This window comes from Streptomyces sp. SAI-127, from assembly GCF_029894425.1.
Lineage (GTDB): Bacteria > Actinomycetota > Actinomycetes > Streptomycetales > Streptomycetaceae > Streptomyces.
The window spans coordinates 5,709,307-5,734,560 of the sequence record NZ_JARXYJ010000001.1; the positions used below are offsets into that span (position 1 = coordinate 5,709,307).

The 25,254-nt window shown below is 70.5% G+C and carries 23 protein-coding genes and 3 pseudogenes; 15 read left to right on the plus strand and 11 right to left on the minus strand.

Features of this window, described 5'->3' with window-relative positions:
- The gene (locus M2157_RS26225) at positions 1-531 is read right to left on the minus strand and encodes a GNAT family N-acetyltransferase (protein ID WP_280866351.1); all 531 of its coding nucleotides are present in this window, start codon (positions 529-531) and stop codon (positions 1-3) included.
- Between the two features lie 25 nt (positions 532-556).
- Here M2157_RS26225 and thpR point away from each other — a divergent pair, with 25 nt between their 5' ends.
- Complete coding sequence (gene thpR, locus M2157_RS26230; RefSeq protein ID WP_280866352.1) at positions 557-1,129, plus strand: RNA 2',3'-cyclic phosphodiesterase; 573 nt, start codon at positions 557-559, stop codon at positions 1,127-1,129.
- A 164-nt stretch (positions 1,130-1,293) separates the two neighbouring features.
- Here the strand turns inward: thpR and M2157_RS26235 are convergent.
- From M2157_RS26235 to M2157_RS26255, 5 genes and pseudogenes are all read right to left on the minus strand, one after another.
- Positions 1,294-2,287: pseudogene (locus M2157_RS26235) on the minus strand (aldo/keto reductase).
- Positions 2,288-2,360: 73 nt separating this feature from the next.
- Positions 2,361-3,278 carry an RNA polymerase sigma-70 factor gene (locus M2157_RS26240; protein WP_280866353.1) on the minus strand — a complete coding sequence of 306 codons (918 nt, stop codon included), beginning with the start codon at positions 3,276-3,278 and terminating at the stop codon, positions 2,361-2,363.
- Between the two features lie 17 nt (positions 3,279-3,295).
- On the minus strand, positions 3,296-3,679 hold the full coding sequence (locus M2157_RS26245) for a DoxX family protein (protein WP_266563245.1): 384 nt from the start codon (positions 3,677-3,679) through the stop codon (positions 3,296-3,298).
- Between the two features lie 74 nt (positions 3,680-3,753).
- Positions 3,754-4,383, minus strand: a complete 630-nt coding sequence (locus tag M2157_RS26250) for a 1,4-alpha-glucan branching protein (RefSeq protein ID WP_280866354.1) — start codon at positions 4,381-4,383, stop codon at positions 3,754-3,756.
- Positions 4,384-4,400: 17 nt separating this feature from the next.
- Positions 4,401-4,988, minus strand: coding sequence for a Uma2 family endonuclease (locus M2157_RS26255; RefSeq protein ID WP_266563249.1), 588 nt, complete (start codon positions 4,986-4,988; stop codon positions 4,401-4,403).
- A gap of 81 nt (positions 4,989-5,069) precedes the next feature.
- Between M2157_RS26255 and M2157_RS26260 the strand changes: the two genes are divergently transcribed.
- Positions 5,070-5,834 (plus strand): aminoglycoside adenylyltransferase family protein, encoded by a 765-nt coding sequence (locus tag M2157_RS26260; RefSeq protein WP_280866355.1) that lies wholly within the window; start codon positions 5,070-5,072, stop codon positions 5,832-5,834.
- Here the strand turns inward: M2157_RS26260 and M2157_RS26265 are convergent.
- Positions 5,827-6,561 carry a helix-turn-helix domain-containing protein gene (locus M2157_RS26265; RefSeq protein WP_280866356.1) on the minus strand — a complete coding sequence of 245 codons (735 nt, stop codon included), beginning with the start codon at positions 6,559-6,561 and terminating at the stop codon, positions 5,827-5,829. The genes M2157_RS26260 and M2157_RS26265 overlap by 8 nt on opposite strands.
- Positions 6,562-6,784: 223 nt before the next feature.
- On the opposite strand from M2157_RS26265, the gene M2157_RS26270 reads away from it, so the two are divergent.
- The 3 genes from M2157_RS26270 to M2157_RS26280 are packed head-to-tail and all read left to right on the plus strand — an operon-like array spanning position 6,785 to position 9,226.
- Entirely contained in the window at positions 6,785-7,453 is a 669-nt protein-coding gene (locus tag M2157_RS26270) for a DUF4097 family beta strand repeat-containing protein (RefSeq protein ID WP_280858398.1), read from the plus strand.
- A gap of 28 nt (positions 7,454-7,481) precedes the next feature.
- Positions 7,482-8,444 (plus strand): ATP-binding cassette domain-containing protein, encoded by a 963-nt coding sequence (locus tag M2157_RS26275; protein ID WP_280858397.1) that lies wholly within the window; start codon positions 7,482-7,484, stop codon positions 8,442-8,444.
- Positions 8,441-9,226: an ABC transporter permease gene (locus tag M2157_RS26280; protein ID WP_266517712.1), complete on the plus strand. Its 786-nt coding sequence runs from the start codon at positions 8,441-8,443 to the stop codon at positions 9,224-9,226. Before M2157_RS26275 ends, M2157_RS26280 begins: the two co-directional genes overlap by 4 nt.
- Before the next feature lie 106 nt (positions 9,227-9,332).
- Here the strand turns inward: M2157_RS26280 and M2157_RS26285 are convergent, their stop codons facing one another.
- Positions 9,333-10,010: a GDSL-type esterase/lipase family protein gene (locus tag M2157_RS26285; RefSeq protein ID WP_280866357.1), complete on the minus strand. Its 678-nt coding sequence runs from the start codon at positions 10,008-10,010 to the stop codon at positions 9,333-9,335.
- Between the two features lie 312 nt (positions 10,011-10,322).
- On the opposite strand from M2157_RS26285, the gene M2157_RS26290 reads away from it, so the two are divergent.
- Positions 10,323-11,315, plus strand: a complete 993-nt coding sequence (locus M2157_RS26290) for a WD40 repeat domain-containing protein (protein ID WP_280858395.1) — start codon at positions 10,323-10,325, stop codon at positions 11,313-11,315.
- On the opposite strand, the pseudogene M2157_RS26295 reads toward M2157_RS26290, so the two are convergent.
- Positions 11,298-12,072 (minus strand): annotated as a pseudogene (locus tag M2157_RS26295) (TetR/AcrR family transcriptional regulator). The gene M2157_RS26290 and the pseudogene M2157_RS26295 sit on opposite strands and share 18 nt — an antisense overlap.
- An 87-nt stretch (positions 12,073-12,159) precedes the next feature.
- Here M2157_RS26295 and M2157_RS26300 point away from each other — a divergent pair.
- From M2157_RS26300 to M2157_RS26320, 5 genes are all read left to right on the plus strand, one after another.
- The gene (locus M2157_RS26300; RefSeq protein ID WP_280858394.1) at positions 12,160-13,125 is read left to right on the plus strand and encodes an ATP-binding cassette domain-containing protein; all 966 of its coding nucleotides are present in this window, start codon (positions 12,160-12,162) and stop codon (positions 13,123-13,125) included.
- Entirely contained in the window at positions 13,122-13,931 is an 810-nt protein-coding gene (locus tag M2157_RS26305) for an ABC transporter permease (protein WP_057608554.1), read from the plus strand. The genes M2157_RS26300 and M2157_RS26305 overlap by 4 nt, the downstream gene beginning before the upstream one ends.
- A 129-nt stretch (positions 13,932-14,060) precedes the next feature.
- Positions 14,061-15,575 (plus strand): cellulase family glycosylhydrolase, encoded by a 1,515-nt coding sequence (locus tag M2157_RS26310; protein WP_280866358.1) that lies wholly within the window; start codon positions 14,061-14,063, stop codon positions 15,573-15,575.
- A 332-nt stretch (positions 15,576-15,907) separates the two neighbouring features.
- Complete coding sequence (locus tag M2157_RS26315) at positions 15,908-16,582, plus strand: Type 1 glutamine amidotransferase-like domain-containing protein (RefSeq protein WP_280866359.1); 675 nt, start codon at positions 15,908-15,910, stop codon at positions 16,580-16,582.
- Between the two features lie 18 nt (positions 16,583-16,600).
- Positions 16,601-16,930 carry a hypothetical protein gene (locus M2157_RS26320; protein WP_280858390.1) on the plus strand — a complete coding sequence of 110 codons (330 nt, stop codon included), beginning with the start codon at positions 16,601-16,603 and terminating at the stop codon, positions 16,928-16,930.
- A gap of 68 nt (positions 16,931-16,998) precedes the next feature.
- Here M2157_RS26320 and serC read toward each other — a convergent pair whose 3' ends face one another.
- On the minus strand, positions 16,999-18,117 hold the full coding sequence (gene serC, locus M2157_RS26325; RefSeq protein WP_280866360.1) for a phosphoserine transaminase: 1,119 nt from the start codon (positions 18,115-18,117) through the stop codon (positions 16,999-17,001).
- A gap of 91 nt (positions 18,118-18,208) precedes the next feature.
- On the opposite strand from serC, the gene M2157_RS26330 reads away from it, so the two are divergent.
- The 3 genes from M2157_RS26330 (at position 18,209) to M2157_RS26340 (ending at position 22,999) form a co-directional block, all read left to right on the plus strand.
- Entirely contained in the window at positions 18,209-21,106 is a 2,898-nt protein-coding gene (locus M2157_RS26330) for an FAD-binding and (Fe-S)-binding domain-containing protein (protein ID WP_280866361.1), read from the plus strand.
- Positions 21,107-21,502: 396 nt separating this feature from the next.
- Complete coding sequence (locus tag M2157_RS26335) at positions 21,503-21,931, plus strand: GNAT family N-acetyltransferase (RefSeq protein ID WP_280868276.1); 429 nt, start codon at positions 21,503-21,505, stop codon at positions 21,929-21,931.
- A gap of 129 nt (positions 21,932-22,060) precedes the next feature.
- Positions 22,061-22,999, plus strand: a complete 939-nt coding sequence (locus tag M2157_RS26340) for an EamA family transporter (RefSeq protein WP_280866362.1) — start codon at positions 22,061-22,063, stop codon at positions 22,997-22,999.
- Positions 23,000-23,295: 296 nt separating this feature from the next.
- On the opposite strand, the gene M2157_RS26345 is transcribed toward M2157_RS26340, so the two are convergent.
- A complete protein-coding gene (locus M2157_RS26345; RefSeq protein ID WP_280858386.1) occupies positions 23,296-24,036 on the minus strand; it encodes a class I SAM-dependent methyltransferase in 741 nt (246 codons plus the stop codon).
- A 136-nt stretch (positions 24,037-24,172) separates the two neighbouring features.
- On the opposite strand from M2157_RS26345, the pseudogene M2157_RS26350 reads away from it, so the two are divergent.
- Positions 24,173-24,946: pseudogene (locus tag M2157_RS26350) on the plus strand (TIGR03084 family metal-binding protein); the annotation flags it as partial.
- Positions 24,947-25,254 lie beyond the last annotated feature (308 nt).

Below are 25,254 nucleotides of genomic sequence, written 5' to 3' on the forward strand. Positions count from 1 at the left end.
CTACGGCAGCACCCGCCTGGCCAGTACCTGGCCCGGCCAGTCGTTGTTCGCCCCGGCGGTGTACGTCTCCGTCGGGGCGAAGCCGTTGGCCTCGTAGTAGGCGACCAGCTTGCGGTCGTCGCCCGCGTAGCAGTCCACCCGCAGCAGGGCGACGCCCGCGCGCCGGGTCTCCTCGGCGGCGTGCGCGAGGAGGGCACTGCCCACGCCGTGGCCCTTGAAGCGTCGGTCGGAGGCGAGCCAGTGGATGTACCGCTCGGGCTCGCCGGGCGGCGGGAGATGAGCCAGATAGGCGCCGGGCGAGTCGGTGATCGTGAGGGTCGCGGCCGGGACGCCGCCGGCCTCGGCGATGAACACGCTGCCCTCGTCGACGTACCGGGCGACGGACTCCACGGTCCTGGGGCTCCCGGACAGCGGCTCGGTCCCCCACTGGCCGGGACGTCCCTGCGCGACCAGCCACTCCACACAGCTGTCGAGCATGCCGAGGATCACGGGTATGTCGTCGGGTCCGCCGTCCCTGATGCTGATCTCCATGCCCTCATGGTGACAGGCTGATCCCATGAGACTCTTCGCCGCGGTGCTGCCTCCCCAGGACGTGTCCGACGAACTCGCGCTGAAGGTCGCCGAGTTGAGGCGGCTCCCCGGAGCGTCCGAGCTACGCTGGACCGGCGTTGCCGGCTGGCACTTCACCCTTGCCTTCTACGGCGAGGTCGACGAGGACGTCGTACCGGAGCTGTCGGCACGGCTGGAGCGGGCGGCCCGGCGGACCCCGTCTTTCCCGCTGGCCCTGCGCGGTGGCGGGCAGTTCGGGCACGGCCGGGCGTTGTGGGCGGGGGCCTTCGGCGATCTGCCGGTGCTGCGGCTGCTGGCGGAGCGGGCGGAGGCGGCGGCGCGGAAGGCGGGGGTGGAGATGGGGGAGCACCGGCGGTACAAGGCTCACCTGACCGTGGCTCGCAGTCGGGAGGCGGTGGAGGTGCGGCCGTATCTCTCGGTTCTGGACGGATTCACCAGCCGCACCTGGACCGTCGACGAGCTGGCGCTGGTGCGGAGCAACCTTCCGAAGTCCGGGGTGCCGGGGGAGCAGCCCCGCTACGAGGTGGTCGGCCGCTGGGCGCTGGGCGGGGCCGGTTAGGCTCGATGCGTGGACCCGAAGACCCGGAACCGGATCATGGCCGGTGTGCTTGTGATGATGTTCGTCGTTGTGGCGTTGGCTGCGGCCCTCGGCAGGTAGAGGAACTGCGGCCGCGGGGCGGGGCGGAGCCCCCTGTCGACTCCGCCCCGCGCCCCTTTGGTGCGCTACCAGGCGAAGGCCTCCGGAGACGGGCCCGGGCCCGGGAAGATCTCGTCCAGGCCTGCCAGGACCTCCTCGCTCAGCTCCAGCTCGACCGCCCTGATCGCCGACTCCAGCTGCTCGGCCGTGCGCGGGCCGACGATCGGACCCGTCACGCCGGGGCGGGTCAGCAGCCACGCCAGGGCCGCCTCGCCGGGCTCCAGCCCGTGCTTCTCCAGCAGGTCCTCGTACGACTGGATCTGGGCGCGCTTGGCCGTGTCCTTGAGGGTGTCGGCGGCGCGGCCCGAGGCTCGGCGGCCGCCCTCGACCTCCTTCTTGATGACCCCGCCGAGGAGACCGCCGTGCAGCGGGGACCAGGGGATCACGCCGAGGCCGTACTCCTGGGAGGCCGGGATGACCTCCATCTCGGCGCGCCGCTCGGCGAGGTTGTACAGGCACTGCTCGCTGACCAGACCGATGGTGCCGCCGCGCCGGGCGGCGACCTCGTTGGCCTGGGCGATCTTGTAGCCGGGGAAGTTGGAGGACCCGACGTACAGGATCTTGCCCTGCTGGACGAGGGTGTCGATCGCCTGCCAGATCTCCTCGAAGGGGGTGGCGCGGTCGACGTGGTGGAACTGGTAGATGTCGATGTAGTCGGTCTGGAGCCGCTTGAGCGAGGCGTCGACGGCACGGCGGATGTTCAGCGCCGACAGCTTGTCGTGGTTCGGCCAGGCCTCGCCGTCCGCGGCCATGTTGCCGTAGACCTTGGTGGCGAGGACGACCTTGTCGCGGTGGGCGGCGCTCTTCGCGAACCAGCTGCCGATGATCTCTTCGGTACGGCCCTTGTTCTCGCCCCAGCCGTACACGTTGGCGGTGTCGAAGTAGTTGATTCCCGGCGTCGAGAGCCGAGTCCATGATCGCGTGGGAGTCGGTCTCGTCGGTCTGCGGGCCGAAGTTCATGGTGCCGAGGACGAGTCGGCTGACCTTGAGTCCGGTGCGTCCGAGCTGCGTGTACTTCATGAACCCTCAGCCAACGCCTTCGAGTGCGCTCAAGGCAAGCACGTGCTTGAGGGATTGCTTTTGGAGAGGGCGGTCAGGAAGGGCGGCTCGCCCGGACCTCGCGGTGGATCGCCCACGCGTCCGCCACCGGGCCCACGTGGCTGAGTTTTTCGGGGTTGATGACCGCGCGAATCGTCTGGATGCGGCCGTCGAGGATGTCCAGGGCGAGGGTGTGGAGGACCTTGCCGTCGCGGTCGTAGAAGATCGCGCCCGGCTGGCCGTTGAGCTCGTGCGGCTCGAAGGTCACCTCGATCCGGGCCATCCGGGGGTAGACCGAACCCAGCAGCCGGGCCACGTTCTGCGCGCCCGCGACAGCCCTCGCCAGTTGCGGGGCCCTGCCGCCGCCGTCGCCGACCATCGACACATCGGCGGCGAGCAGTCCCCGCAGACCGTCCACGTCGCCTTCGCGGAGGGCGTCGAAGAAGCGCGACGCCAGTTCCTCGCGCTCTTCCCGGTCCGCCTCGAAGCGGGGGCGGCCCGCCGCCATGTGGCGCCGGGCCCGGGACACGAGTTGGCGGCACGCCGCCTCCGAGCGGCCCACCGCCGCCGCGACCTCGGGGAAGCCGAAGTCGAAGACCTCCCGCATTACGAAGACCGCGCGCTCCAGCGGGCTGAGACGCTCCAGCAGCAACAGGGCCGCCATCGACACCGACTCGGCCAGTTCGGCCGCCCGCTCCGGGTCCTCGTAGGGGTCGTCGAGGAGTGGCTCGGGGAGCCATTCGCCCACGTACTCCTCCCGGCGGACGCGGGCCGAGCGCAGTACGTCGATCGCGATCCGCGTCACCGTGGTCGAGAGGTAGGCCTTCACCGACCTGGGCTCGGTCGCGGTGGCCTCGTAGCGCAGCCACGTCTCCTGGACCGCGTCCTCGGCCTCGCCGACGCTGCCGAGGATCCGGTAGGCGATCGAGAACAGCAGTGGCCGTAGCCGCTGGAACTCCTCGGTCCTGCTCATGCCGTCCGCGGCTCCTCTCAGCCGGTGAAGGACTCGGGGCCGAAACGGCCCCACGCGATGAACACCGCGAGTGCCAGGTAGACCAGGTTCAGCACCACGAACGCGGACTCGCCCCGGCGGCCGTGGGTGATCATCGCGCCGACCATCAGGAGGATCCAGCAGACGGCGGTCACGGGCACCAGCACGGGTGCGATGTCGAGTGCGGCGGTCAGGACCAGTCCGGCCGCGGCCAGGAGTTCGAGGATGCCGAGGGTCTTCACGAAGGCCGTGCCGACCTCCCCGGTCCATCCTCCGCCGTGGGCCGCGGCCAGCTTCTCCCTGGGCACGAAGGTCTTGGTGACGCCACCGGTCAGGGCCACCGCGGCCAGCAGTCCGGCGGCGATCCACAGCGCGAGGTTCATCGTCCACTCCTTGATCGAGGCTTGCCTGCACCTCTCGGGACGAGACAGCCGCCTCCGCTGTGACATCCCCGGTCTCAGGAGGTGTGCAGGGTCGCGAAAGCGGCTCGCGTGCGGGTGCCGTCGGGGGCGTTCCAGGCTCCGGAGACGTGGCCGTTCGCGCCCTCGGGGGCCGTGGGCGGCAGGCGTCGGTGCAGGCGGAGGACCGTGCCGTCGGGGAGGGCGAGCTGGGTGCCGTCCTGGTCCTCGGTGACCTCGGCGGGGCCGGTGGGGAGGGCGGGGCCGGCGTAGGAGTGGGTGACCTCGTGGTCGGGGGTGTCGGTGAGGCTCTGGGCCTGGGCCTGGGTGCGGCCCTCGAACAGGGCGAGGAGTTCGGTGCGCAGGACCGGGTCGTGGATGCCGTCGTAGGCCCAGCGGGGGCCCAGTACACCGTGTTCCATGGTGCCGACGAGGGCGTGGTCCGCACCGGGGAGCGGGGCGGCGCGGTAGGTGAGGGGGGCCAGGTAGGCGACGGGTTCGCGGCCGGAGGAGTCGACGGCCACCATGAACTCGATCCCGACCTCGCCCTCCGGGTCGTCCAGCCGGAAGCCGCCGGCCTTGGTCAACTCGGGGGTGCCGGTGCCGGTGTACCACGGGCGGGTGAGCAGCCAGGTGGTGAGCAGGTCCAGCTTGGTGGGCTTGAGGGTGGTGTGGTGGATGATCGCCATACGGCGGATTCTGTCAGTCAGTCGCGGGGGAACTCATCGGTTTTGAGGGTGAGTTCGAGGGGGGTGGTGGTCATGTCGACGTCTGCTCCGAAGGCGACGGACAGTTCGGTGAGGTATTCACCGTCCTTGGGCTGGGTGTAGAGGTGACACTTGCCCTGGTAGGGGTCGGCGACGAGGTAGACGAGGACCTCGGCGAGCGCGTAGGCGATCTTCTTGGGGCCGTAGTCGTTGGCGGCCGTGCCTTTTGAGATGACCTCGGCGACGAACTCGATGTCCTTGGACTGCCACAGCCCCTTGCTGTCCTTCTCGGCGCCCTCGGCCACCAGCGTCACGTCGGAGGCGAAGCCATTGAGGTGCCCCGGATAGTCGACGCGGACATCCGACTTCACGCGCTTGCGCGGGTACTTGGTGCGCAGTTGCTCGACGATGTCCAGGATGATTTCCCAGTGCGTGTCCCGCTGCGGCGACATGAAGACGGCCCCCTCGACGATCTCGACCTTGTATCCCTCGGGGACGGGCATGTGCTCAAGGCGCTCGAACAGTGCGTCGAGCGTGAGCTCCTCGCTCTCGTGGGCCATCTCGATCCTGTCTTCAAGGACGGTCATCGTGGCACTCCTCCCCGGCTGCCCATGGACGAGCACAGCCGCGCGGTACAACGATACGCAAGGTCAAAAGGACACGGAGGGATGACGCACATGCCAGTCGACAGCGCCCCGGCAGTCGCGCGCATCGTCCACCGCACCCTCTCCGGCACCCCCCTCGGCATCTACCTCCACGGCTCCGCCGTCCTCGCCGGCCTTCGCCCGCACAGCGACATCGACGTGCTGGTCGTCGTACGGAGGTCGCTGAACCGTGACGAACGCCGGGCCCTGGTAGGGGAGTTGATGAGGGTGTCCGGCGTTCCGGGTGCTCGGCTCGTCGAGCTGATCGTCGTCGTACAGGACGATGTACGGCCGTGGCGGTACCCGCCCGTCTGCGACTTCCTCTACGGAGAGTGGCTGCGCGAGGAGTACGAGCGGGGTGTGCTTCCCGAGCCCGAGTCCAGTCCCGATCTCGCGCCCCTGCTCACCATGACCCTGGCCGGGGACACGGCCCTGCACGGACCTCCGCCCGACCGACTCCTCGACCCGGTGCCCCTCGTGGACCTCCGGCGCGCGATCGTCGCCGGAGTGCCGCAGCTCCTGGGCGACCTGGACCACGACTCCCGTAACGTCCTGCTCACCCTCGCCCGTATCTGGACCACCCTCGCCACGGACACCATTCGCTCCAAGGACGCCGCGGCCGACTGGGTAATCGAGCGGCTGCCGTCCGCACACCGGGCCGTCCTCGCCCACGCCCGGGCCGTCTACCTCGGGGAAGAGGAGGAGCGGTGGGACGGCGAGCTGCGTGCCGGTGTCCGGCCCTGCGCCGGCTTTCTCGTCGACGCCATCGGGCGTCAGTCGCTCAGGTAGCGCCGTCCGAGGGTGTCTCCGGTTTCGTGTGCAGCACCTCACGGGCCTGGTCCGCGGCGCGGGTGAGGCTTTCGGAGACGAAGTCGAGGAAGCGGGCGATGTTCTCCAGGCGGGTGGCGGCCGGGGTGCCCGGGCCGAGGACGCCCACGCCCTGACGGGCCGTCTCGGCGAGCTGGATGGTGCCGCGGGCACTGGCGATCATGGACTGGTACCAGACGTCGTCGTCGGCGACATAGCGCTCGCGGCGCCGGTCGTCGCGTTCCCGCCGGACCAGGCCCTGGGTTTCGAGGTAGCTGATGGCCTTGGAGATGGACGCCGGGCTGACCTGAAGGCGCTGGACGAGTTCGGCGGCGGTGAGGCTGCCGGTGTCGCTGGTGTAGAGGCAGGTCAGCACCCTCGACATCATCTTGGGCGCGCCCGTCTGCATGAGGACGGTGGTGAACGTCTCCTCGTACTCGCGCACCGCCTCGGGATCGCGGCCATGGGCCGGTTCGGGGGTCTGCGCCCCCCGGGGCGTGGTCTGGCGGCGGCGGTGGGCGCGGCGTTCGGTGGCGCGGTGGGCCAGGTCGGCGCGGTAGGCGGTGGGGCCGCCGTTGCGCATGACCTCGCGGGTGATGGTCGAGGTGGGGCGCTCGAGGCGGCGGGCGATCTCCGCGTAGGCGAGGCCGTCGGCCACTCCCAGCGCGATCTGCTGCCGTTCCTGCTGGGTGAGCCTGCCTCCCGGCATCGCGGTCTCCTTCGTGGTCCCTGGTGCCCGCAGCATAGCGTTCATTTTCATTCTATTGCAACGATCCGAGGCCTGACGTTGCATTACTTTTAGAGTCGTTGCAATGAAATATCGTCAACTACCTGCGCTTATACAGGTCTTGTGCAACGACTCTGTTGCCGGATCCGTGAATGCAACGTAGCTTTTCGTTCATCGGAAACAGCGACGAACGCAGGAGCACCTGATGCAGAAGTTCGACACCACCGCCCCCGTCACCACCGTCATCGACCTCCCCGCCGGCCGCGTCCAGGTCATCGCCGCCGACCGCACCGACACCACCGTCGAGATCCGGCCCGCCGACCCCGCCAAGAGCCGCGACACCCGGGCCGCCGAGCAGATCGAGGTCACCCGCGGCGACGACGGTGTCCTGCGGATCGCCGCCCCGGCCGCGAAGAACCAGTACTTCGGGCCCTCCGGCTCCGTCGAGATCACCGTCCAGCTCCCGGCCGGCTCGCACGTCGAGGCCAAGGCCGCCGCCGCCGAGTTCCGCGCCGTCGGACGCCTCGGCGATGTCGTCTTCCAGGGCGCCCACGGCCCGGTCAAGATCGACGAGGCCGCGAGCCTGCGCCTGACGGCCGCCGACAGCGACGTCAACGTGGGGCGCTTGGCCGGACCGGCTCAGATCAGCACCCAGCGGGGCGACATCCGCATCGCCGAGGCCGTCGCAGGCTCGGTCGTGCTGACCACTCAGATGGGCGACATCACCGTCGACACCGCCGCGTCGGCCTCCCTGGACGCCGACACCTCCTACGGCCGCGTCCACAACACCCTCAAGAACACCGAAGGAGCCCATGCCGGCCTGGCCATCCGCGCCACCACCGCGCACGGCGACATCACCGCCCGCAGCCTCTGACCCGCAGCCCTCACAAGGAGCATCCACCATGACCGACCTGGCCATCGCGGCGAACGGCCTGCGCAAGTCCTACGGGGACAAGACCGTCCTCGACGGCATCGACATCCAGGTGCCCGCCGGCACGATCTTCTCCCTCCTCGGTCCGAACGGCGCCGGCAAGACCACCGCCGTCAAGATCCTCTCCACGCTCATATCCGCCGACCCGGGCACCGGGGGCATCCACATCGGCGGCCACGACCTCGCCGCCGACCCGCAGGGCGTGCGGGCCGCGATCGGGGTCACCGGCCAGTTCTCCGCCGTCGACGGGCTGATCACCGGTGAGGAGAACATGCTCCTGATGGCGGACCTGCACCACCTGTCCAAGGCCGAGGGACGGCGGGTCGCCGCCGAACTGCTGGAGCGCTTCGACCTCACCGAGGCCGCGAAGAAGCCCGCCTCCACCTACTCCGGCGGCATGAAGCGCCGCCTCGACATCGCCATGACCCTGGTCGGCGACCCCCGGATCATCTTCCTCGACGAACCGACCACCGGCCTCGACCCCCGCTCCCGGCACACCATGTGGCAGATCATCAGGGAGCTGGTCTCCGACGGCGTCACCGTCTTCCTCACCACGCAGTACCTGGAGGAGGCCGACGAACTCGCCGACCGCATCGCCGTCCTCCACAACGGCAGGATCGCCGCCGAGGGCAGCGCCGAACAACTCAAGCGCCTGGTTCCCGGCGGTCACGTCCGGCTCCGCTTCACCGACCCGGACGCCTACCGGAGCGCCGCCTCCGCACTGGGCGAGGTCACCCGGGACGACGAATCCCTCGCCCTGCAACTCCCCAGCGGAGGCAGCCAGTCCGAGCTGCGCGCGATCCTCGACCGGCTCGACGCGGCCGGCATCGAGGCCGACGAGCTGACCGTGCACACCCCCGACCTCGACGACGTCTTCTTCGCCCTGACCGGCGGCTCCGACGTCACCGACCAGCCCAAGGAGACCGTCCGATGAGCAACCTCTCCCTCGCCGTACGCGACTCGTCCACGATGCTGCGCCGCAACCTCCTGCACGCCCGGCGCTACCCCTCGCTCACCCTGAACCTGCTGCTCACGCCGATCATGCTGTTGCTGCTCTTCGTCTACATCTTCGGCGACACCATGAGCGCGGGCATCGGCGGCGGCGACCGCTCCGACTACATCGCGTATCTCGTCCCGGGCCTGCTGCTGATGACCATCGGCTCCACCACGATCGGCACCGCGGTCTCCGTCTCCAACGACATGACCGAGGGCATCATCGCCCGCTTCCGGACCATGGCGATCCACCGCGGTTCGGTGCTCGTCGGACACGTCGTCGGCAGTGTGCTGCAGTCGATCGTCAGCGTGGTCCTGGTCGGCGCGGTCGGCGTGGCCATCGGCTTCCGCTCCACCGACGCCACCGTCCTGGAGTGGCTCGCGGCCTTCGGACTGCTCGTGCTCTTCGCCACGGCGCTCACCTGGATCGCCGTCGGCATGGGCCTGATCAGCCCGAACGCCGAGGCCGCAAGCAACAACGCCATGCCGCTGATCTTCCTGCCGCTCATCTCCAGCACGTTCGTGCCGGTCGACGCGATGCCGGGCTGGTTCCAGCCGATCGCCGAGTACCAGCCCTTCACCCCGGCCATCGAGACCCTGCGCGGACTGCTCCTGGGCACCGAGATCGGCAACAACGGCTGGCTCGCCGTCGCCTGGTGCCTCGGCCTCGCGGTGCTCGGCTACCGCTGGTCGACCGCGAAGTTCAACGCCGACCCGAAGTAACCGCCATGACAGCGCGGGCCGGTTCCCGCACCCCGTCCCACCCCAGGGCGGCGTACACCGACACCTCGTCGGAGTGCGCCGCCCCGTTCGTGTGCGAAGTGCCGGATCAGTCGGCCCCGTAGGGTCCGCCCAGATCCCACGCCTGGTACATCGCCTCCGCGAAGGCCGCCGCGATCTTGTGCTCGCCGCTCGCGTTGGGGTGGGTGCCGTCGTAGGTGTCGTGGTTGATGTCGTACGACGCCGGGGGCGAGACCGACAGCAGGGGGGAACGGGGCTCGTCCAGATCCGCGATCGCCTTGGCGAGGAGCTCGTTGAAACGGGTGACCTCCGTCGCGAAGGGCGTGTCCGACTCGGCCCGGACATTGGGGATCACCGGGAGGACGGCGATCCGGATCCGGGGGTCGGCCAGGCGGGCCTCGGCGACGAAGGCGCGGACGTTCTCCGCCGTCTGTTCCGCGTTCGTGTAGAAGCCCAGGTCGATCAGGCCAAGCGACACCAGCAGCACGTTCGCGCGGTGCGCCCGCACCGCGTCACCGATCAGCGGGGCCATGTGCAGCCAGCCCTCGCCCCAGCCGGCCAGGTGGGCCCGGGGGAAGTCGGGATCGGCGTACTCGTACGACGTCGGGGCGTCCGCCGCCTTGTCGTACAGCGTCTCGCGCGGGCCCACGAGGTCGAAGGGGCCGCCGCAGGTGTCACGCAGGTGCTGCCACATCCGGTAACGCCAGGTGTGCTCGCCCGCGCTTCCGATCGTCATCGAATCGCCGACCGGCATGAATCTGAGCATCCGCTCATGATGGATCATCGGCGGGGGCGGTGGCATGTGAGTCGGGCCACGCCTTCCCTGGAGGACCTGTCCGGCTGATCATGCCGACGTCGCGGGGTCCGGGCACGCACTCCCCCGGAAGGGGCGGCCCCAGTGGCGCTGTGGTACCGCTCCCGCACTCTCGACTTCGCCCGAGCGGGAGGTCCCCCATGGCCCCCGCTCACCCGCCCCGATCAGGCAGCGTGGCTCGAAGTCGGCCTGATCCGCCGGACAGGCCCTGGTGCCTCCCGCCCACGCCCCTTCACACACATGTCGGGATGGCAGTCTTGGGGCATGCGTCGACCCTTCGCCCTCCTCGCCGGGACCCTGCTCGTGGGCGCCTTCACCCTGCCCGCCGCCGTGCCCGCCTCCGCCGCCGACGGGGACGGGAAGGGGGACAAGGGCTTCACCATCAGCGATCCCCGGATCACCGAGTCCAGCGGGCTCGCCGCCTCGCGGCAGCACCCCGGCATCTACTGGACCCACAACGACCAGGACACCGGCGCGTATCTGTACGCCGTCGACAGCGCCACCGGCAAGACCGTCGCCAGGGTCACCATGACCGGCGTCGGTACCCCGAGGGACGTCGAGGCAATCGCGATGGGGCCCGACAACGAACTCTGGGTCGGCGACATCGGCGACAACGACGGGGTCACCTGGCCCTATGTGTGGATCTACAAGCTGCCTGAGCCGAAGGTCCTCAAGGACCAGTCCGTCAAGGCCACGCAGTACGTCGTGAAGTACACCGACGGCTCGCGCGACGCCGAGTCGATGGTCGTCCACCCCAGGACCGGTCGCGTCTACATCATCGACAAGCACGAGGACGGCGGGCATCTCTACGAGGGGCCCGCCACCCTCTCCCCCTCGGGGACGAACGTCTTCAAGCCCGTCAAACCCGTCGACCTGTGGGCGACCGACGCGGCGTTCTCGCCCGACGGCAAACAGCTCGTCGTACGCGGGTACCTCGGCGGTATCTGGTACGACTGGAACGGCGGCGACATCAAGCGCGGCGGGCGGATCAGCGTGCCGCTCGGGCAGGGGGAGTCCGTCTCCTACTCGCCCGACGGGACCAAGATCCTGCTCGGCATGGAGGGCGCGGACAGCGAGGTGGAGGCGCAGGACGCACCCGGAGATGGCGGCTCCAAGTCGCCCTCCGGGAGCGGGAGTTCCTCGGCCTCGGGAAGTGACGGCGGCGGGAACTCCGGCGGCACCATCAAGATCGGCGCCCTCGCCCTGGGGGCCGTCGCCGTGCTCTTCGGACTCCGGCGGCTATTCCGGCGCTCGTGAGCCCTCGCGCCGGCCGGCCACGAACACCTCGAGCCCGTCCAGGATCCGCTGGAGTCCGAACTCGAAGTGGTCGAACTCCGGGCTCCACGTGTCCTCGGCGAGGGAGCCGAGGACCGGGTAGCGGCCGGTGGCCATGACCTTCTCGATGAACGGGGCCTGGGCCGCGAAGAAGTCCGCGGTCGTCATCCCCGAGGTGCGCTCCGCCTCCCGCTGGTAGACCTGCGTGCGCGCGGCCCCGACGACGTAGCCGTCGACCATGATGACCGCCGACACCAACTCGGGATCGGTCAGGCCCATCGGGCGGATCCGGCCGAGCACCTTCTCCATGCCGTCCAGCGCGCTCGGCGCCGAGCAACGGGCGGGCCTGGTTGACGCCGAGCAGCCAGGGGTGGCGGGTGTAGAGGGCGAGCGTGGCGCGGGCCATGGCCTCCAGGGCGGAGCGCCAGGTGCCGTCGCCGAGGTCGGCCGGGTTCTCGGAGGGGCGCTGGACGCGGTCGAGCATCAGGTCGAGCAGCTCGGCCTTGCCGGGGACGTACCGGTACAGGGACATCGCGCCGGTGCCGAGCTCGGTGGCGATCCGGCGCATCGAGACCGCGTCGAACCCCTCCTCGTCCGCGATCCGGACGGCCGCTTCCACGATCCGGTCCAGCGTCAGCCCCGGCTTGGGCCCCCGGCTGGGGCGCGGAGCCCCGTCCCACAGCAGCTCGAGCGTGCGGACGATGTCCCCGCTGCCACTGGTGTCCCCGCTGCTCGTCATGGTGGCAGCTTAGTTCCGGCGCAAAACTGAGTACAGCGTACGCGCAATCGGGTACGCTGTACTCAGTTAAGGAGCGAAGGGGGACCCATGACCGACCACGGATACGCCGTCCACGCCGAGGGGCTGGAGAAGCGCTACGGCGAGAAACGTGCCCTCGACGGCTTCGACCTCGCCGTCCGCGAGGGCACCGTGCACGGCTTGCTCGGGCCGAACGGCGCGGGGAAGACCACGGCGGTCCGCATCCTGTCCACGCTGATCCGGCTGGACGGCGGCCGGGCCACCGTGGCCGGCCTGGACGTGGCCCGGCAGGGGCGCGAGGTGCGGTCGAGGATCGGACTCACCGGGCAGTACGCCGCCGTGGACGAGGTCCTCACCGGCCGGCAGAACCTGGAGATGTTCGGGCGGCTGTTCCACCTCGGCGGGAAGCGGGCCAAGCAGCGCGCCGCCGAACTCCTGGAACAGTTCGACCTCACCGACGCCGCCGACAAGGGCGTAGGCAAGTACAGCGGCGGTATGCGGCGCCGGCTCGACCTCGCCGCCTCCATGATCCTCGCGCCCGCCGTGCTCTTCCTCGACGAGCCGACGACCGGCCTGGACCCCCGTAGCCGCGGCGAAGTATGGGAGTCCGTACGGGCGTTGGTGGCAAGCGGCACCACCGTGCTGCTGACCACGCAGTACCTGGAGGAGGCCGACAAGCTCGCCTCCCGCATCACCGTCATCGACCAGGGCCGGTCCATCGCCGACGACACCCCGGACGGGCTCAAGGACCGGGTCGGCGGCGACCGTATCGAGGTCGTGGTCGCCGAGCGGTCGGAGATCCCGCGCGTGGTGAAGGTCGTCGCCCGGGTCTCCGACGGTGAACCCGAGGCGGAGGAAGGGGAGTTGCGCGTGCACGCCCCCGTGGTCGACCGCGTCTCCGCGCTCACCGAAGTCGCCCGCACCCTCCAGGACGAGGGCGTGCGGGTCGAGGACATCGGACTGCGCAGGCCGAGCCTCGACGATGTGTTCCTGCGCCTGACCGGACACCGGACGGACAAGGAGACGGCTGCATGAGCACCATGGAGGCCACCCACGGCCGTACCTACTGGGTCCTCGCCGACGTGTGGAACATCGTCCGCCGCGGCCTCACCCACTACCGGCGCCAACCCATCAACATCGCCTGGCAGCTGGGCTTCCCGATCCTCTCCGTGCTGCTCTACGGCTATGTCTTCGGCAGCGCCATGCAGGTGCCCGGCGGCGGGGACTACAAGGACTTCCTGATGCCCGGCATGTTCGTGATGACGATGGCCTTCGGCTTCATCAACACGGCCACCCTCGTGGTGTACGACGCCACGAAGGGCGTGATCGACCGGTTCCGCTCGATGCCGATGGCCTCGTCCGCGGTGGTCGCGGGGCGCGGGGTGACCGATCTGCTTGTCGCCTGCGCCGAGTTGGCGATCATGATGCTCACCGCGGTGGCCATGGGCTGGCGGCCCGACGGCGGGCTCGGCTTCCTCGCCGCCTTCGGACTGCTGCTGTGGCTCAGGTTCGCGCTGATCTGGATCGGGGTGTGGCTGGGCCTGATGGTCCCCAACCCGGAGGCGGCGGGCGGCCTGTTCGCGGTCGCCTTCCCGCTCACGATGATCTCCAGCATCTTCGTCGCGCCTCAGCTGATGCCCGACTGGCTGGGCGCGGTGGCCGCGTGGAACCCGATCTCCTCGACCGCTGCCGCCAGCCGCGACCTGTTCGGCACGCCGGTGGGCGGCGGGGACTCCTGGGTCGAGCAGCACGCCCTGCTGATGGCCGGAGTGTGGCCCGTGGTGCTCACGGCGATCTTCCTGCCGCTGGCGGTACGGAGGTTCCAGAAGCTGAGTCGGTGACGTCCCGCGCACAAGTGACGTCCCATGTCTTGACGTGTTCATGTGACCTGACTTCCATGGGAGGTGCAGGGCCGTGGGAGCGCTCCCACTGAGTTCCGGGCCCGCGCCTCCCGAGAGGAAGCAGCGAACATGTTCCGCAGCTTGCGAAGAGCGCTGTGTGCGGTGGCGGCGGCGCTCCTGTTACCGCTGGGGACCGCTGGTCTTCAGTCGGCTCATGCCGCCGAGTCGGCCGGCGCCGGCTACTGGCACACCAGCGGACGCCAGATCCTGGACGAGTCCGGGCAGCCGGTCCGGATCGCCGGGATCAACTGGTTCGGCTTCGAGACCGCCAACTACGCCGTCCACGGGCTCTGGTCCCGCGACTACAAGTCCATGATCGACCAGATGAAGTCGCTGGGTTACAACACCCTCCGTATCCCGTACAGCGACGACATCTTCAAGCCGGGGACGGTCCCCAACAGCATCGACTTCTCCAGCGGCAAGAACGCCGACCTCCAGGGGCTGAACTCCCTCGGCGTCCTGGACAAGATCGTCTCGTACGCCGGTCAGGACGGCCTCAAGGTCATCCTCGACCGGCACCGCCCGGACTCCGGCGGCCAGTCGGCGCTCTGGTACACCTCCGCGGTTCCGGAGTCGACGTGGATCGCCAACCTCAAGGCGCTGGCTACGCGCTACAAGGACCAGGACACCGTGGTGGGCATCGACCTGCACAACGAGCCCCACGATCCCGCCTGTTGGGGCTGCGGTGACACGGCCACGGACTGGCGGCTGGCGGCTCAGCGGGCCGGCAACGCGGTGCTGGGGGTCAATCCCGACCTGCTGATCTTCGTCGAGGGCGTGCAGACCTTCAACGGTGTCTCCGGCTGGTGGGGCGGCAACCTGATGGGGGTCGCGCAGTACCCGGTGCAGCTGAACGTCGCGAACCGGGTCGTGTACTCCGCCCACGACTACGCGACCAGCGTGGCCCAGCAGAGCTGGTTCAGCGACCCGTCCTTCCCCGCCAACATGCCGGGGATCTGGGACAAGTACTGGGGATACATCTTCAAGCAGAACATCGCCCCGGTGTGGGTCGGCGAGTTCGGCACCACCCTTCAGTCGACCGTGGACCAGAAGTGGCTGGCGGCACTGGTCTCGTATCTGCGGCCGACATCGACGTACGGCGCCGACTCCTTCCACTGGACCTTCTGGTCCTGGAACCCCAACTCCGGTGACACGGGCGGAATCCTGAAGGACGACTGGCAGACCGTGGACACCGTGAAGGACGGATATCTGGCGAGCGTGAAGGCACCGGGCTTCCCTTCGAGTGGCGATCCCGGCGATCCGGGCGATCCGGGCGGTGGCACGGCGGCCTGCACCGCCTCCTACTCCGTCAGCAGCGACTGGGGGAGCGGCTTCAACGCCGAGGTGAAGGTGACCAATTCGGGGTCCACGGCCCTCTCCTCCTGGAAGGTGACGTGGACCTGGCCGGGCTCGCAGAAGGTCACCTCCATGTGGAACGCGTCGTACACCCAGACCGGCTCGGCCGTGACGGCGACCAACGCCTCGCACAACGGTGCTGTCGCGGCGGGTGGTTCGGCGAGCTTCGGCTTCGGGGGAGCGCCTGGGGGCGGGGGTGTGCCGACGGTGAGCTGTACGGCGACATGAGGGTGGCGCGGGGGTCCGTGTGACGGGGGCGCTCGGTGGGTGCCGAGCGCCCCTTCCACGGTGCGATGCCGCAGCTGCCCTGCTCGCTCAGCGAAGCCGCGAGAAGGGCGGCGGGTTCTCCCCCGCCCGCTGCTTGACCAAGCCTTCTTTCCTCGAACGGCAAGGGAAAGTCGAGGTCGATCTCATGGGCGTTCGTCCTCAGCAGCAAGGATCTCGTCCTCACTCCGGTCCACGCGCCCCACCCTTCGTCGGCTGAGCTTCCCATGCAATCGGGACTCGTTGAGGATGGCTCCGGACCCTGGGATCTACGCACAATTCCTCGGAAGGACACGATGAAGCTTCTCCTCACCGACTCCGGTGTCAAGAACGCGCGCATCCAGGACGCGTTGGTCGACCTCCTGGGCAAGCCGATCGCCGAGTCCAGCGCCCTGTGCATCCCCACCGCGGGGTACGGGGCTCCCGACGCTGATCCGGGCGGGCCATGGCGATTCATCAGCGGACGATCCCCCCTCCCCATGGCCGGGCTGGGGTGGAAGTCGGTGGGCGTGCTGGAGCTCACCGCGCTGCCCAGCATCGACGAAGCGCGCTGGGTCTCCTGGGTCCGGGAAGCCGACGCCCTGCTGGTCAACGGCGGTGACGCGCTGTATCTGGCTCACTGGATGCGGGAATCCGGGCTCGCTGAACTCCTGCCGTCGCTGCACGACACGGTCTACGTGGGACTCAGCGCCGGGAGCATGGTGATGACACCCCGCATCGGGCAGGACTTCGTGGGCTGGGAGCCGCCTACCGGCGGTGACAGCACATTGGGCCTGGTCGATTTTTCGATCTTCCCGCACCTGGATCACCCTGCTTGCCCGGAGAACACCATGGCCTTGGCAGAACGATGGGCGGCCGGGATCGGGGGTCCGGCGTACGCGATCGACGAGCAGACCGCCATCAAGGTGGCGGACGGCGCCGTCGAGGTGGTCTCCGAGGGTCACTGGAAATTCTTCGACCCGACCTCGTAACTGGAAGCGCCGGCGGAGGTGCCGGCAGGTCAGGACGAGGGCAGCGATGACTGGGTGGAATACGTCGAGATCGGCTTGGGCGACGGCCCGGCCCGTGACCTCTGGAGGCAACTGATGGCCGTCTACACCCCGAAGTTTCCCGACTCGATCGTCGCGGAGTACTGGAACAAGGGCCGAGCCAATGGACGTGCCGAGGACATCCTCCGCCTCCTCGACCGGCGTGGCATCGAGGTCCCCGACGCCGTCCGGGAGCGGGTCAAGGACTGCACCGACCTCGATGTGCTGAGTGTCTGGTTCGACCGTTCCCTGACCGTGGCAAGTGCCGAGGAGCTGTTCGTCGAGGAGTAGCCGGAAGCGCGAGAAGGGGCGCCCGGTGTTCGCCGGGCGCCCCTTCGTCGTCGTAGCGGAAGCGGGTGTTACAGCTTCTCGATGACGTAGTCGACGCACTTCGTCAGGGCCTCGACGTCCGCCGGGTCGATCGCCGGGAACATCGCCACGCGCAGCTGGTTGCGGCCGAGCTTGCGGTAGGGCTCGGTGTCCACGATGCCGTTGGCGCGCAGGACCTTGGCGATCGCGGCGGCGTCGACCTCGTCCGAGAAGTCGATCGTGCCGATGACCTGGGAGCGCTTGGCCGGGTCGGTGACGAACGGGGTCGCGTGCTTGGACTCCTCCGCCCAGCTGTACAGCCGCGTCGAGGAGTCCTTCGTGCGGGCCGTCGACCACGCGAGACCGCCCTGGCCGTTGATCCACTCCAGCTGCTGGTTCAGCAGGAAGAGGGTCGCGAGGGCCGGGGTGTTGTACGTCTGGTTCTTGCGGGAGTTGTCGATCGCCGTCGGCAGCGAGAAGAACTCCGGGACGTGGCGGCCGGACGCGTGGATCCGCTCGGCGCGCTCGATCGCCGCCGGGGAGAAGACGCCGATCCACAGGCCGCCGTCGGAGGCGAAGGACTTCTGCGGGGCGAAGTAGTAGACGTCCGTCTCGGACACGTCGACCGGGAGGCCGCCGGCGCCGGAGGTGGCGTCCACGAGGACCAGCGCGCCCTCGTCGGCGCCGGCCACCCGCTTGACCGGGGCGGCGACACCGGTGGAGGTCTCGTTGTGCGTGAACGCGTACACGTCCACGCCGGCCTCGGCCTGCGGCTCCGGGTGGGTGCCCGGGTCGCTGGAGATCACCGTCGGCTCGGCCAGCCAGGGGGCCAGCTTCGAGGCCTTGGCGAACTTCGAGCTGAACTCGCCGAAGGTCAGGTGCTGCGACTTGTTCTCGATCAGGCCGTGCGTCGCGACGTCCCAGAACGCGGTGGAGCCGCCGTTGCCGAGGACGACCTCGTAGCCCTCGGGGAGGGAGAACAGCTCACTGATGCCCTCGCGCACCTTGCCGACCAGGTTCTTGACCGGAGCCTGGCGGTGGGAGGTGCCGAGGAGGGAGGTACCGGTTGCGGCCAGCGCGTCCAGCGCTTCCGTCCGCACCTTGGAGGGGCCCGCGCCGAAACGACCGTCGGCGGGCTTGATGTCAGCGGGAATCTGGATCTCAGCCACGACGTGAGCGTAGCCGTTGGGGGAAACCTGGTCGAAACGTAGTCCGTCGGGTGAGACGCGGCGGTGTTGACCGGACTGGTTTGCTGGAGTCATGACGGATCTTGAGGCCGATCTGCGGAAGGTCGTCCGGGGTGAGGTCGGTTTCGACGTCACCTCCCGGGCCCTGGTCACCATGGACGCGTCCAACTACCGGCGGGTCCCTCTCGGGGTCGTCGCTCCCCGGGACGCCGACGACGTGGCCGCCGTGCTCGAGGTCTGTCGCACCCATGGCGTCCCCGTCGTCCCCCGCGGCGGCGGTACCTCCATCGCCGGACAGGCCACCGGCACCGGGGTCGTGCTGGACTTCACCCGGCACATGAACCGGGTCCTGGCGCTCGACGCCGAGGCGCGCACCGCCGTCGTCCAGCCCGGGCTCGTGCTCGACCGTCTCCAGGACGCCGCCGCCCCGCACGGGATGCGGTTCGGGCCCGACCCCTCCACCCACAGCCGGTGCACGCTCGGCGGAATGATCGGCAACAACTCGTGCGGCTCGCACTCGGTGGCGTGGGGGACGACCGCGGACAGCGTGGCGGAGCTGGACGTCGTCACCGCGCGCGGACAGCGGCTGCGCCTCGGACAGGGGTGGTCCGGGGCACCGACGGGGCTGCGGGAGCTGGTCGCCGGGGAACTGGCACGCCTGCGGACCGGCTTCCCCGAGCTGCCCCGCCGGATCTCCGGATACGCCCTGGACGCCCTCCTGCCGGAACACCGGGCCGACGTCGCCCGGTCCTTCTGCGGCAGCGAGGGCACCCTGGGCGTCCTCACCGAGGCCGTCGTCCGGCTGGTGGAGGCGCCACGCGCGCGTGCGCTCGCGGTGCTCGGGTACGCGGACGAAGGCGCGGCCGCCGAGGCGGCGGCGGGGCTGCTGGTGCACCGCCCCCTGACGGTGGAGGGCATGGCGGCCGACCTGGTGCCCTCGGCGGCCGCGCTGCCCCGCGGCGACGCCTGGCTGTTCGTGGAGACGGGCGGCTCCTCCGACGGAGAGGCACGCGCGCGTGCGGAGGAGATCGTGCGCGCGGCCGACGTCCTCGACGCGCTCGTGGTGACCGACCGGGCGGGGCAGCGGGCCCTGTGGCGCATCCGCGAGGACGCCAGCGGTACGGCGACCCGGATGCCGGACGGCTCCGAGGCCTGGCCCGGCTGGGAGGACTGCGCGGTGCCGCCGCAGCGGCTGGGCGCGTATCTGCGGGACTTCCGCGGACTGCTCGTCTCCCACGGCCTCAGAGGCACCCCGTACGGACACTTCGGCGACGGCTGCATCCACGTCCGCATCGACTTCGACCTGCTCACCGGGCCCGGCATCGCCCGCTTCCGGCGCTTCTCCGAGGAACTCGCCGACCTGGTGGCGGCGCACGGCGGGTCGCTGTCCGGAGAGCACGGGGACGGGCAGGCGCGGGCGGAGCTGCTGCCGAGGATGTACGGCGAGGAGATGGTCGCCCTCTTCGAGCGGGCGAAGGGCATCTGGGACCCGGACGACCTGCTCAACCCGGGGATGCTGGTCCGCCCGGCCCCCCTCGACACCAACCTCCGCTTCTCCGTCCTGCCCCGCGAACCGGTCGAGGTCGCCTTCGGGTACCCGGCCGACGGCGGTGACTTCACCGCCGCCGTACGGCGCTGCGTCGGGGTCGCGAAATGCCGTACGACCTCGGCGACCGGGTCCGCCGTCATGTGCCCCTCCTTCCGGGCCACCGGCGAGGAGGAGCACTCCACGCGCGGGCGTGCCCGGCTGCTGCACGAGATGCTGGCCGGTGAGGCGGGTGGGCTGGTCACCGACGGCTGGCGGTCCGAGGAGGTGCGCGAGGCGCTGGACCTGTGCCTGTCCTGCAAGGGCTGCCGCTCCGACTGCCCGGTCGGGGTCGACATGGCCACGTACAAGGCGGAGTTCCTGCACCACCACTACGCCGGGCGACGGCGCCCGGCCGCCCACCACAGCATGGGCCGGCTGCCGATGTGGCTGCGCTGGGTGGACCGTATGAGAGCGGCGGCGGTGGTCAACGCCCTTGCATCCGTACGGCCGTTGGCGTCCGTCGCCAAGCGGCTCGGCGGGATCGCGCCCGAGCGGCGGATCCCGAAGGTGGCGACGGAGACGTTCAGCCGGTGGTGGGACAGGCGAAAGGCCCGGGGCCCCGGCGGTGACCCGATCATTCTGTGGCCGGACACCTTCACCGAGCATCTCTCACCGTCCGTGGGGCAGGCGGCCGTACGGGTGCTGGAGGCGGCGGGGTTGCGGGTGGTGCTCCCGCCCACCGTGCACCTGGAGAAGGCGCCGGTGGGCGACGGCAGGACCGTCGCCCTCGACCCGGTGTCCCTCCTGCGCGGCCGGGGCCGGGTCTGCTGCGGCCTGACGTACGTGTCGACGGGGCAACTCGACCGCGCCCGTACGGTGTTGCGCCGCACGCTCGACCTGATGGCTCCTGTGCTGGAGACCTCGACCCCGGTCGTCGTCCTGGAGCCGAGCTGCGCGGCCGCCCTCCGCACCGACCTGCCGGAACTGCTGCACGACGATCCGCGGGCTGCCCGTCTCGCCTCACGGGTCCGCACCTTCGCGGAGGCGCTGGAGCAACTCGCTCCCGGCTGGCGGCCACCGGCCCTGGACCAGCCGGTCGTCGGCCAGACCCACTGCCATCAGCACGCCGTCCTGGGCGACTTGGCCGACCGCCGGCTGCGCGAGGCAGCGGGACTCACCGGCGACCTGGCCGGCGGCTGCTGCGGGCTGGCGGGCAACTTCGGCTTCGAGAAAGGGCACTTCGAGGTGTCACGGGCCTGTGCGGAGGACCAACTGCTGCCGTCGGTACGGCAAGCCCCCGAGGACGCGGTGGTGCTGGCCGACGGATTCTCCTGCCGTACGCAGCTGGAGCAGCTCGCCGGGGTGCGGGGGCGGCATCTGGCGGAGGTGCTCGCGGAGGCGCTGCGGCGGGGCGAACATGCCAGTGGGGTGGGCGGGCCGTGAAGGGATCAGGCGGGCGTTGCCTACTGATCAGTCCTCGCAGGGGGAGTCGCCGGTGAAGGCTGTGGAACGGGGTGGGTGGGGTCGCCCGTGGGGCAGGGGCAGGGGGGCTCGCAGGGCGTGTCGCCGGTGAAGGGCCGTGGAGTGAGGTGGCTCGGATCGCTTGTGGGCGGGGCAGTGGGTGTGCGGGCTGGCGGGGGAGTCGCCGGTGAAGGCTGTGGAACGGGGTGGGTGGGGTCGCCCGTGGGGCAGGGCGGCAGGAAGGCTCGTGGAGTGCGGCGAACGCTCATTGGTCCGGGCGGTAGGGAGCGGCTCATAGTGCGGGATGGCCGGACGACTTCCCGGGGCCGTTGCGATACTCCCGCCGTGGAGACGAAGACCTCTCTCGTGGACTGGACCCTGCGTCCGGCGCACCCCGCCGACGTCGAGCCGATAGCCGAGCTGCGGGCCGTCGTGATGCGCCCCGATCTGGAGCGGCTGGGCCGGTTCGACGAGCACCGGGTGCGGCAGCGGTTCCGGGACGCCTTCGTCGAGCGGCACATGTCGATCATCATGGCCGAGGGGCGTTTCGCGGGCTGTGTCGCGCTGCGGCCGGCCGCGGACGGACACTGGCTGGAGCACTTCTTCATCGCCCCGGAACTCCAGGGCCACGGCCTCGGCTCGGCCGTCCTGCGCAGTCTGCTCGCGCGGACCGACGCCGGCGGCGAACTCGTCCGCCTCGACGTCCTCCAGGGCAGCGCGGCCCGACGCCTGTACGAGCGCCACGGCTTCACGGTGGAGACCGAGGACCCGGTGGACGTCTTCATGGTGCGGGAACCGCGCCGGTAGCCGTTCGGGGGCGGCCGCCAGCCACTCGGGGGACAGTCGTATAACGGGTTTACGCACATGACCAGGTCCACTATCGTGAACTGAGCAGTGCATCACGATGGACGAACCCCGAGCCGATCTGGAAGCCCCGTGACCACCTCCAACAGCGCCCCGACGTCGTCACCGACCTCCGTGGCCATCACGCCCACCCACGGGCCCCGCCGCTCCAGCTCCCTCGGTCCCGTCGGCCTGGTGCTCGCCGGGGGCGTCTCCGTGCAGTTCGGCGCGGCGCTGGCCGTGACCCTGATGCCGAGGGCGGGCGCCCTCGGAGTCGTGACCCTGCGGCTGCTGGCGGCCGCGGTCGTCCTCCTCGTCGTCTGCCGCCCCCGGCTGCGCGGACACTCCCGCACCGACTGGGGCACGGTCGTCGCCTTCGGCCTCACCCTGGCCGCGATGAACGGCCTCTTCTACCAGGCCGTCGACCGCATCTCCCTGGGCGCCGCGGTGACCCTGGAGTTCCTCGGGCCCCTCGCCCTCTCGGTGCTCGCCTCCCGCCGCGCGGTCAACACCGTCTGGGCCGGACTCGCGCTCGCCGGTGTCTTCCTCCTGGGCGGCGGGGACTTCGGCGACCTGGACGCGGCGGGCGTCGTCTTCGCGCTGGGCGCGGGCGCCATGTGGGCGGCGTACATCGTCTTCAGTGGGTGGACGGGCCGCCGCTTCCCGCAGGCCGACGGCCTCGCCCTGGCGATGGCGGTCGGCGCGCTGGCGTTCCTGCCGCTCGGCATCGCGGAGTCCGGCACCCGGCTCCTCGACCCGGTGACCGTGGGCCTCGGCGCGGCGGTGGCCCTGATGTCCTCCGTCCTGCCCTACACCCTCGAACTCCTCGCCCTGCGCACCCTGCCCGCCTCCGCCTTCGCGATCCTCATGAGCCTGGAGCCGGCCATGGCCGCCCTCGCGGGCTTCCTGATCCTCGACCAGGCCCTGTCCGCGCTCCAGGCGCTCGCCGTCGCGCTCGTGATCGCGGCGAGCATGGGAGCGGTCCGGACACAGGTGGGACGGGGCAAGGCAACGCTCCCGCCGGTCGACTGACTGAGTCGGGGTCGCCCTGAGTGTCGTAGTCCTCGGGGAGTCCCGTGATGAAGTCGTGGGCACGGGCCGGGCGGGCCACCTCGACGATGGCCTCCTCGCTCGCCCCGGCCGGCCGCAGCCGATGTCGGCGCGGACCGTGTCGTGCATGACCAGGACGCCCCGGTGCCGGTCATCGACGCACCCACGTGATCACTCACGACCCGGACCTTCCCCGGCGTCGACCGTGTGATCGTCGCCGAGAGCGGCCGTACCGCCGAGGCGGGCGGCCACACGAGCCGGCCGCCCGGGTCGGCCGATCAGTCCGCGACCTTCTCCCACACCGAGACGTGCGTCTCGCTCTCGCTCGTGAAGGGCGTGCGGCTCCAGTCCTCCCACCGGTCCCGCAGCCGCATCCCGGCCAGCCGCGCCATGAGATCCAGCTCCGCGGGCCAGACGTACCGGAAAGGGATGGTCCGGAAGGAACCCCGGCCGTCCTCGACCCTGACGTGGTTCGAGGCCATCGCCTGGGTGGCCACGTCGTAGGTGTCGAAGCCGAGGCGGTTCTCACCGACGTAGAACGGCACGGCGTTCTGCCCCGGCGGAAGCTTCCGCAGCTGGGGGAGCATGACCTCCACGACGAAGGTCCCACCCGGTGCCAGATGGGCCGCGACATTGCGGAAGCAGTCCACCTGGGCGTCCTGGGTCGTCAGGTTCATGATCGTGTTGAAGACCAGGTAGCCGACCGAGAAGGTGCCCGGCACCCGGGCCGACGCGAAGTCCCCGATCGTCACCCCGACCGCCTCGCCACCGGGCTTGGCCCGCAGCCGGTCCGCCATCGCCCGGGACAGCTCGATGCCGTGCACCTCGACCCCGCGCCGCGCCAGCGGCAACGCGATCCGCCCGGTGCCGACGCCCAGTTCCAGGGCCCGCCCTTCGCCGGCGAGCTCCGCCAGCACCTCAACAGCCGGCTCGACCGCATCCGGCGCGAACATGTCCGCCGACGACTCGTCGTACGTCGCGGCGACGGACTCTCCGAAGTAACCGTCGTCATCGATCATCAGAGGACCGTACTGCGGGGGAGGGGGCGGGCGCCCCCGAATAACGGGCCCGCGCGCACCGACCCCGCGCACGCCGCGCTCAGAAATTAATGCAAGCACGCTTGCTTGTTTCCGGAGTCGCTGCCATTCTCACCCCATGGCAGACCCCACGCCCGTCATCGACGACCTGTGTGCGGAGAGCGAGGAACTCGACCTGCTGGTAGCCGGGTTGAGCCAGGAGCAGTGGTCGCTGCCGACCCCCGCCCCCGGCTGGACCGTCGCCCACCAGATCGCCCACCTCGCCTGGACCGACCACTCCTCCCTGCTCGCCGTCACCGACCGGGCGGCCTTCTCCCGCGAGGTCGAGAAGGCGCTCGCCGCCCCCGGGGACTTCGTGGACGACGGCGCGGAGGAGGGAGCCCGCAAGCCTCCGTCCCGGCTGCTCGCCTACTGGCGGGCGGGACGCGAGGACCTGGCGGAGGCCCTCCGTACGGCACCCGAGGGCGCCCGTTTCCCCTGGTACGGCCCACCCATGTCGACCGCCTCCATGGCCACCGCGCGTCTCATGGAGACCTGGGCGCACGGTCTGGACGTGGCGGACGCGCTGGGGGTGACCCGTGAGGCGACCGACCGGATCCGGCACATCGTCCGCCTCGGCGTCCGCACCCGCGACTTCGCCTTCGGGGTGCAGGGACTGACCCCGCCGTTCGAGGAGTTCCGCATCGAACTCACCGCGCCTTCCGGCGAGTTGTGGACCTTCGGCCCCGAGAACGCCACCGACCGCGTCACCGGTCCCGCCCTCGACTTCTGCCTCCTGGTCACCCAGCGTGCCCACCGCGCCGACCTCGCCCTGAGCGCGGAGGGCGAGGACGCCGATCAGTGGCTCGACATCGCCCAGGCCTTCGCGGGTCCACCCGGCGCCGGACGCCCGGCAAAGAAAACGGCCTCCGTCGGCCCGGGAGAGGGAACGGCTTCCGCCGACTCGAGGGAGGGGACGGCTTCGGGTGGTCCGGGGGTGGGGGTGCCTCGTGGTGGTCCGGTGGAGGGGACGGCTTCGGGCGGTCTGGGAGAGGGAACGGCTTCCGCCGACTCGGGGGAGGGGACGGCTTCGGGTGGTCCGGGGGTGGGGGTGCCTCGCGGTGGTCCGGCGGAGGGGACGGCTTCGGGTGGTCCGGGGGTGGGGGTGCCTCGCGGTGGTCCGGCGGAGGGAACGGCTTCGGGCGGTCCGGGGGATCCGGC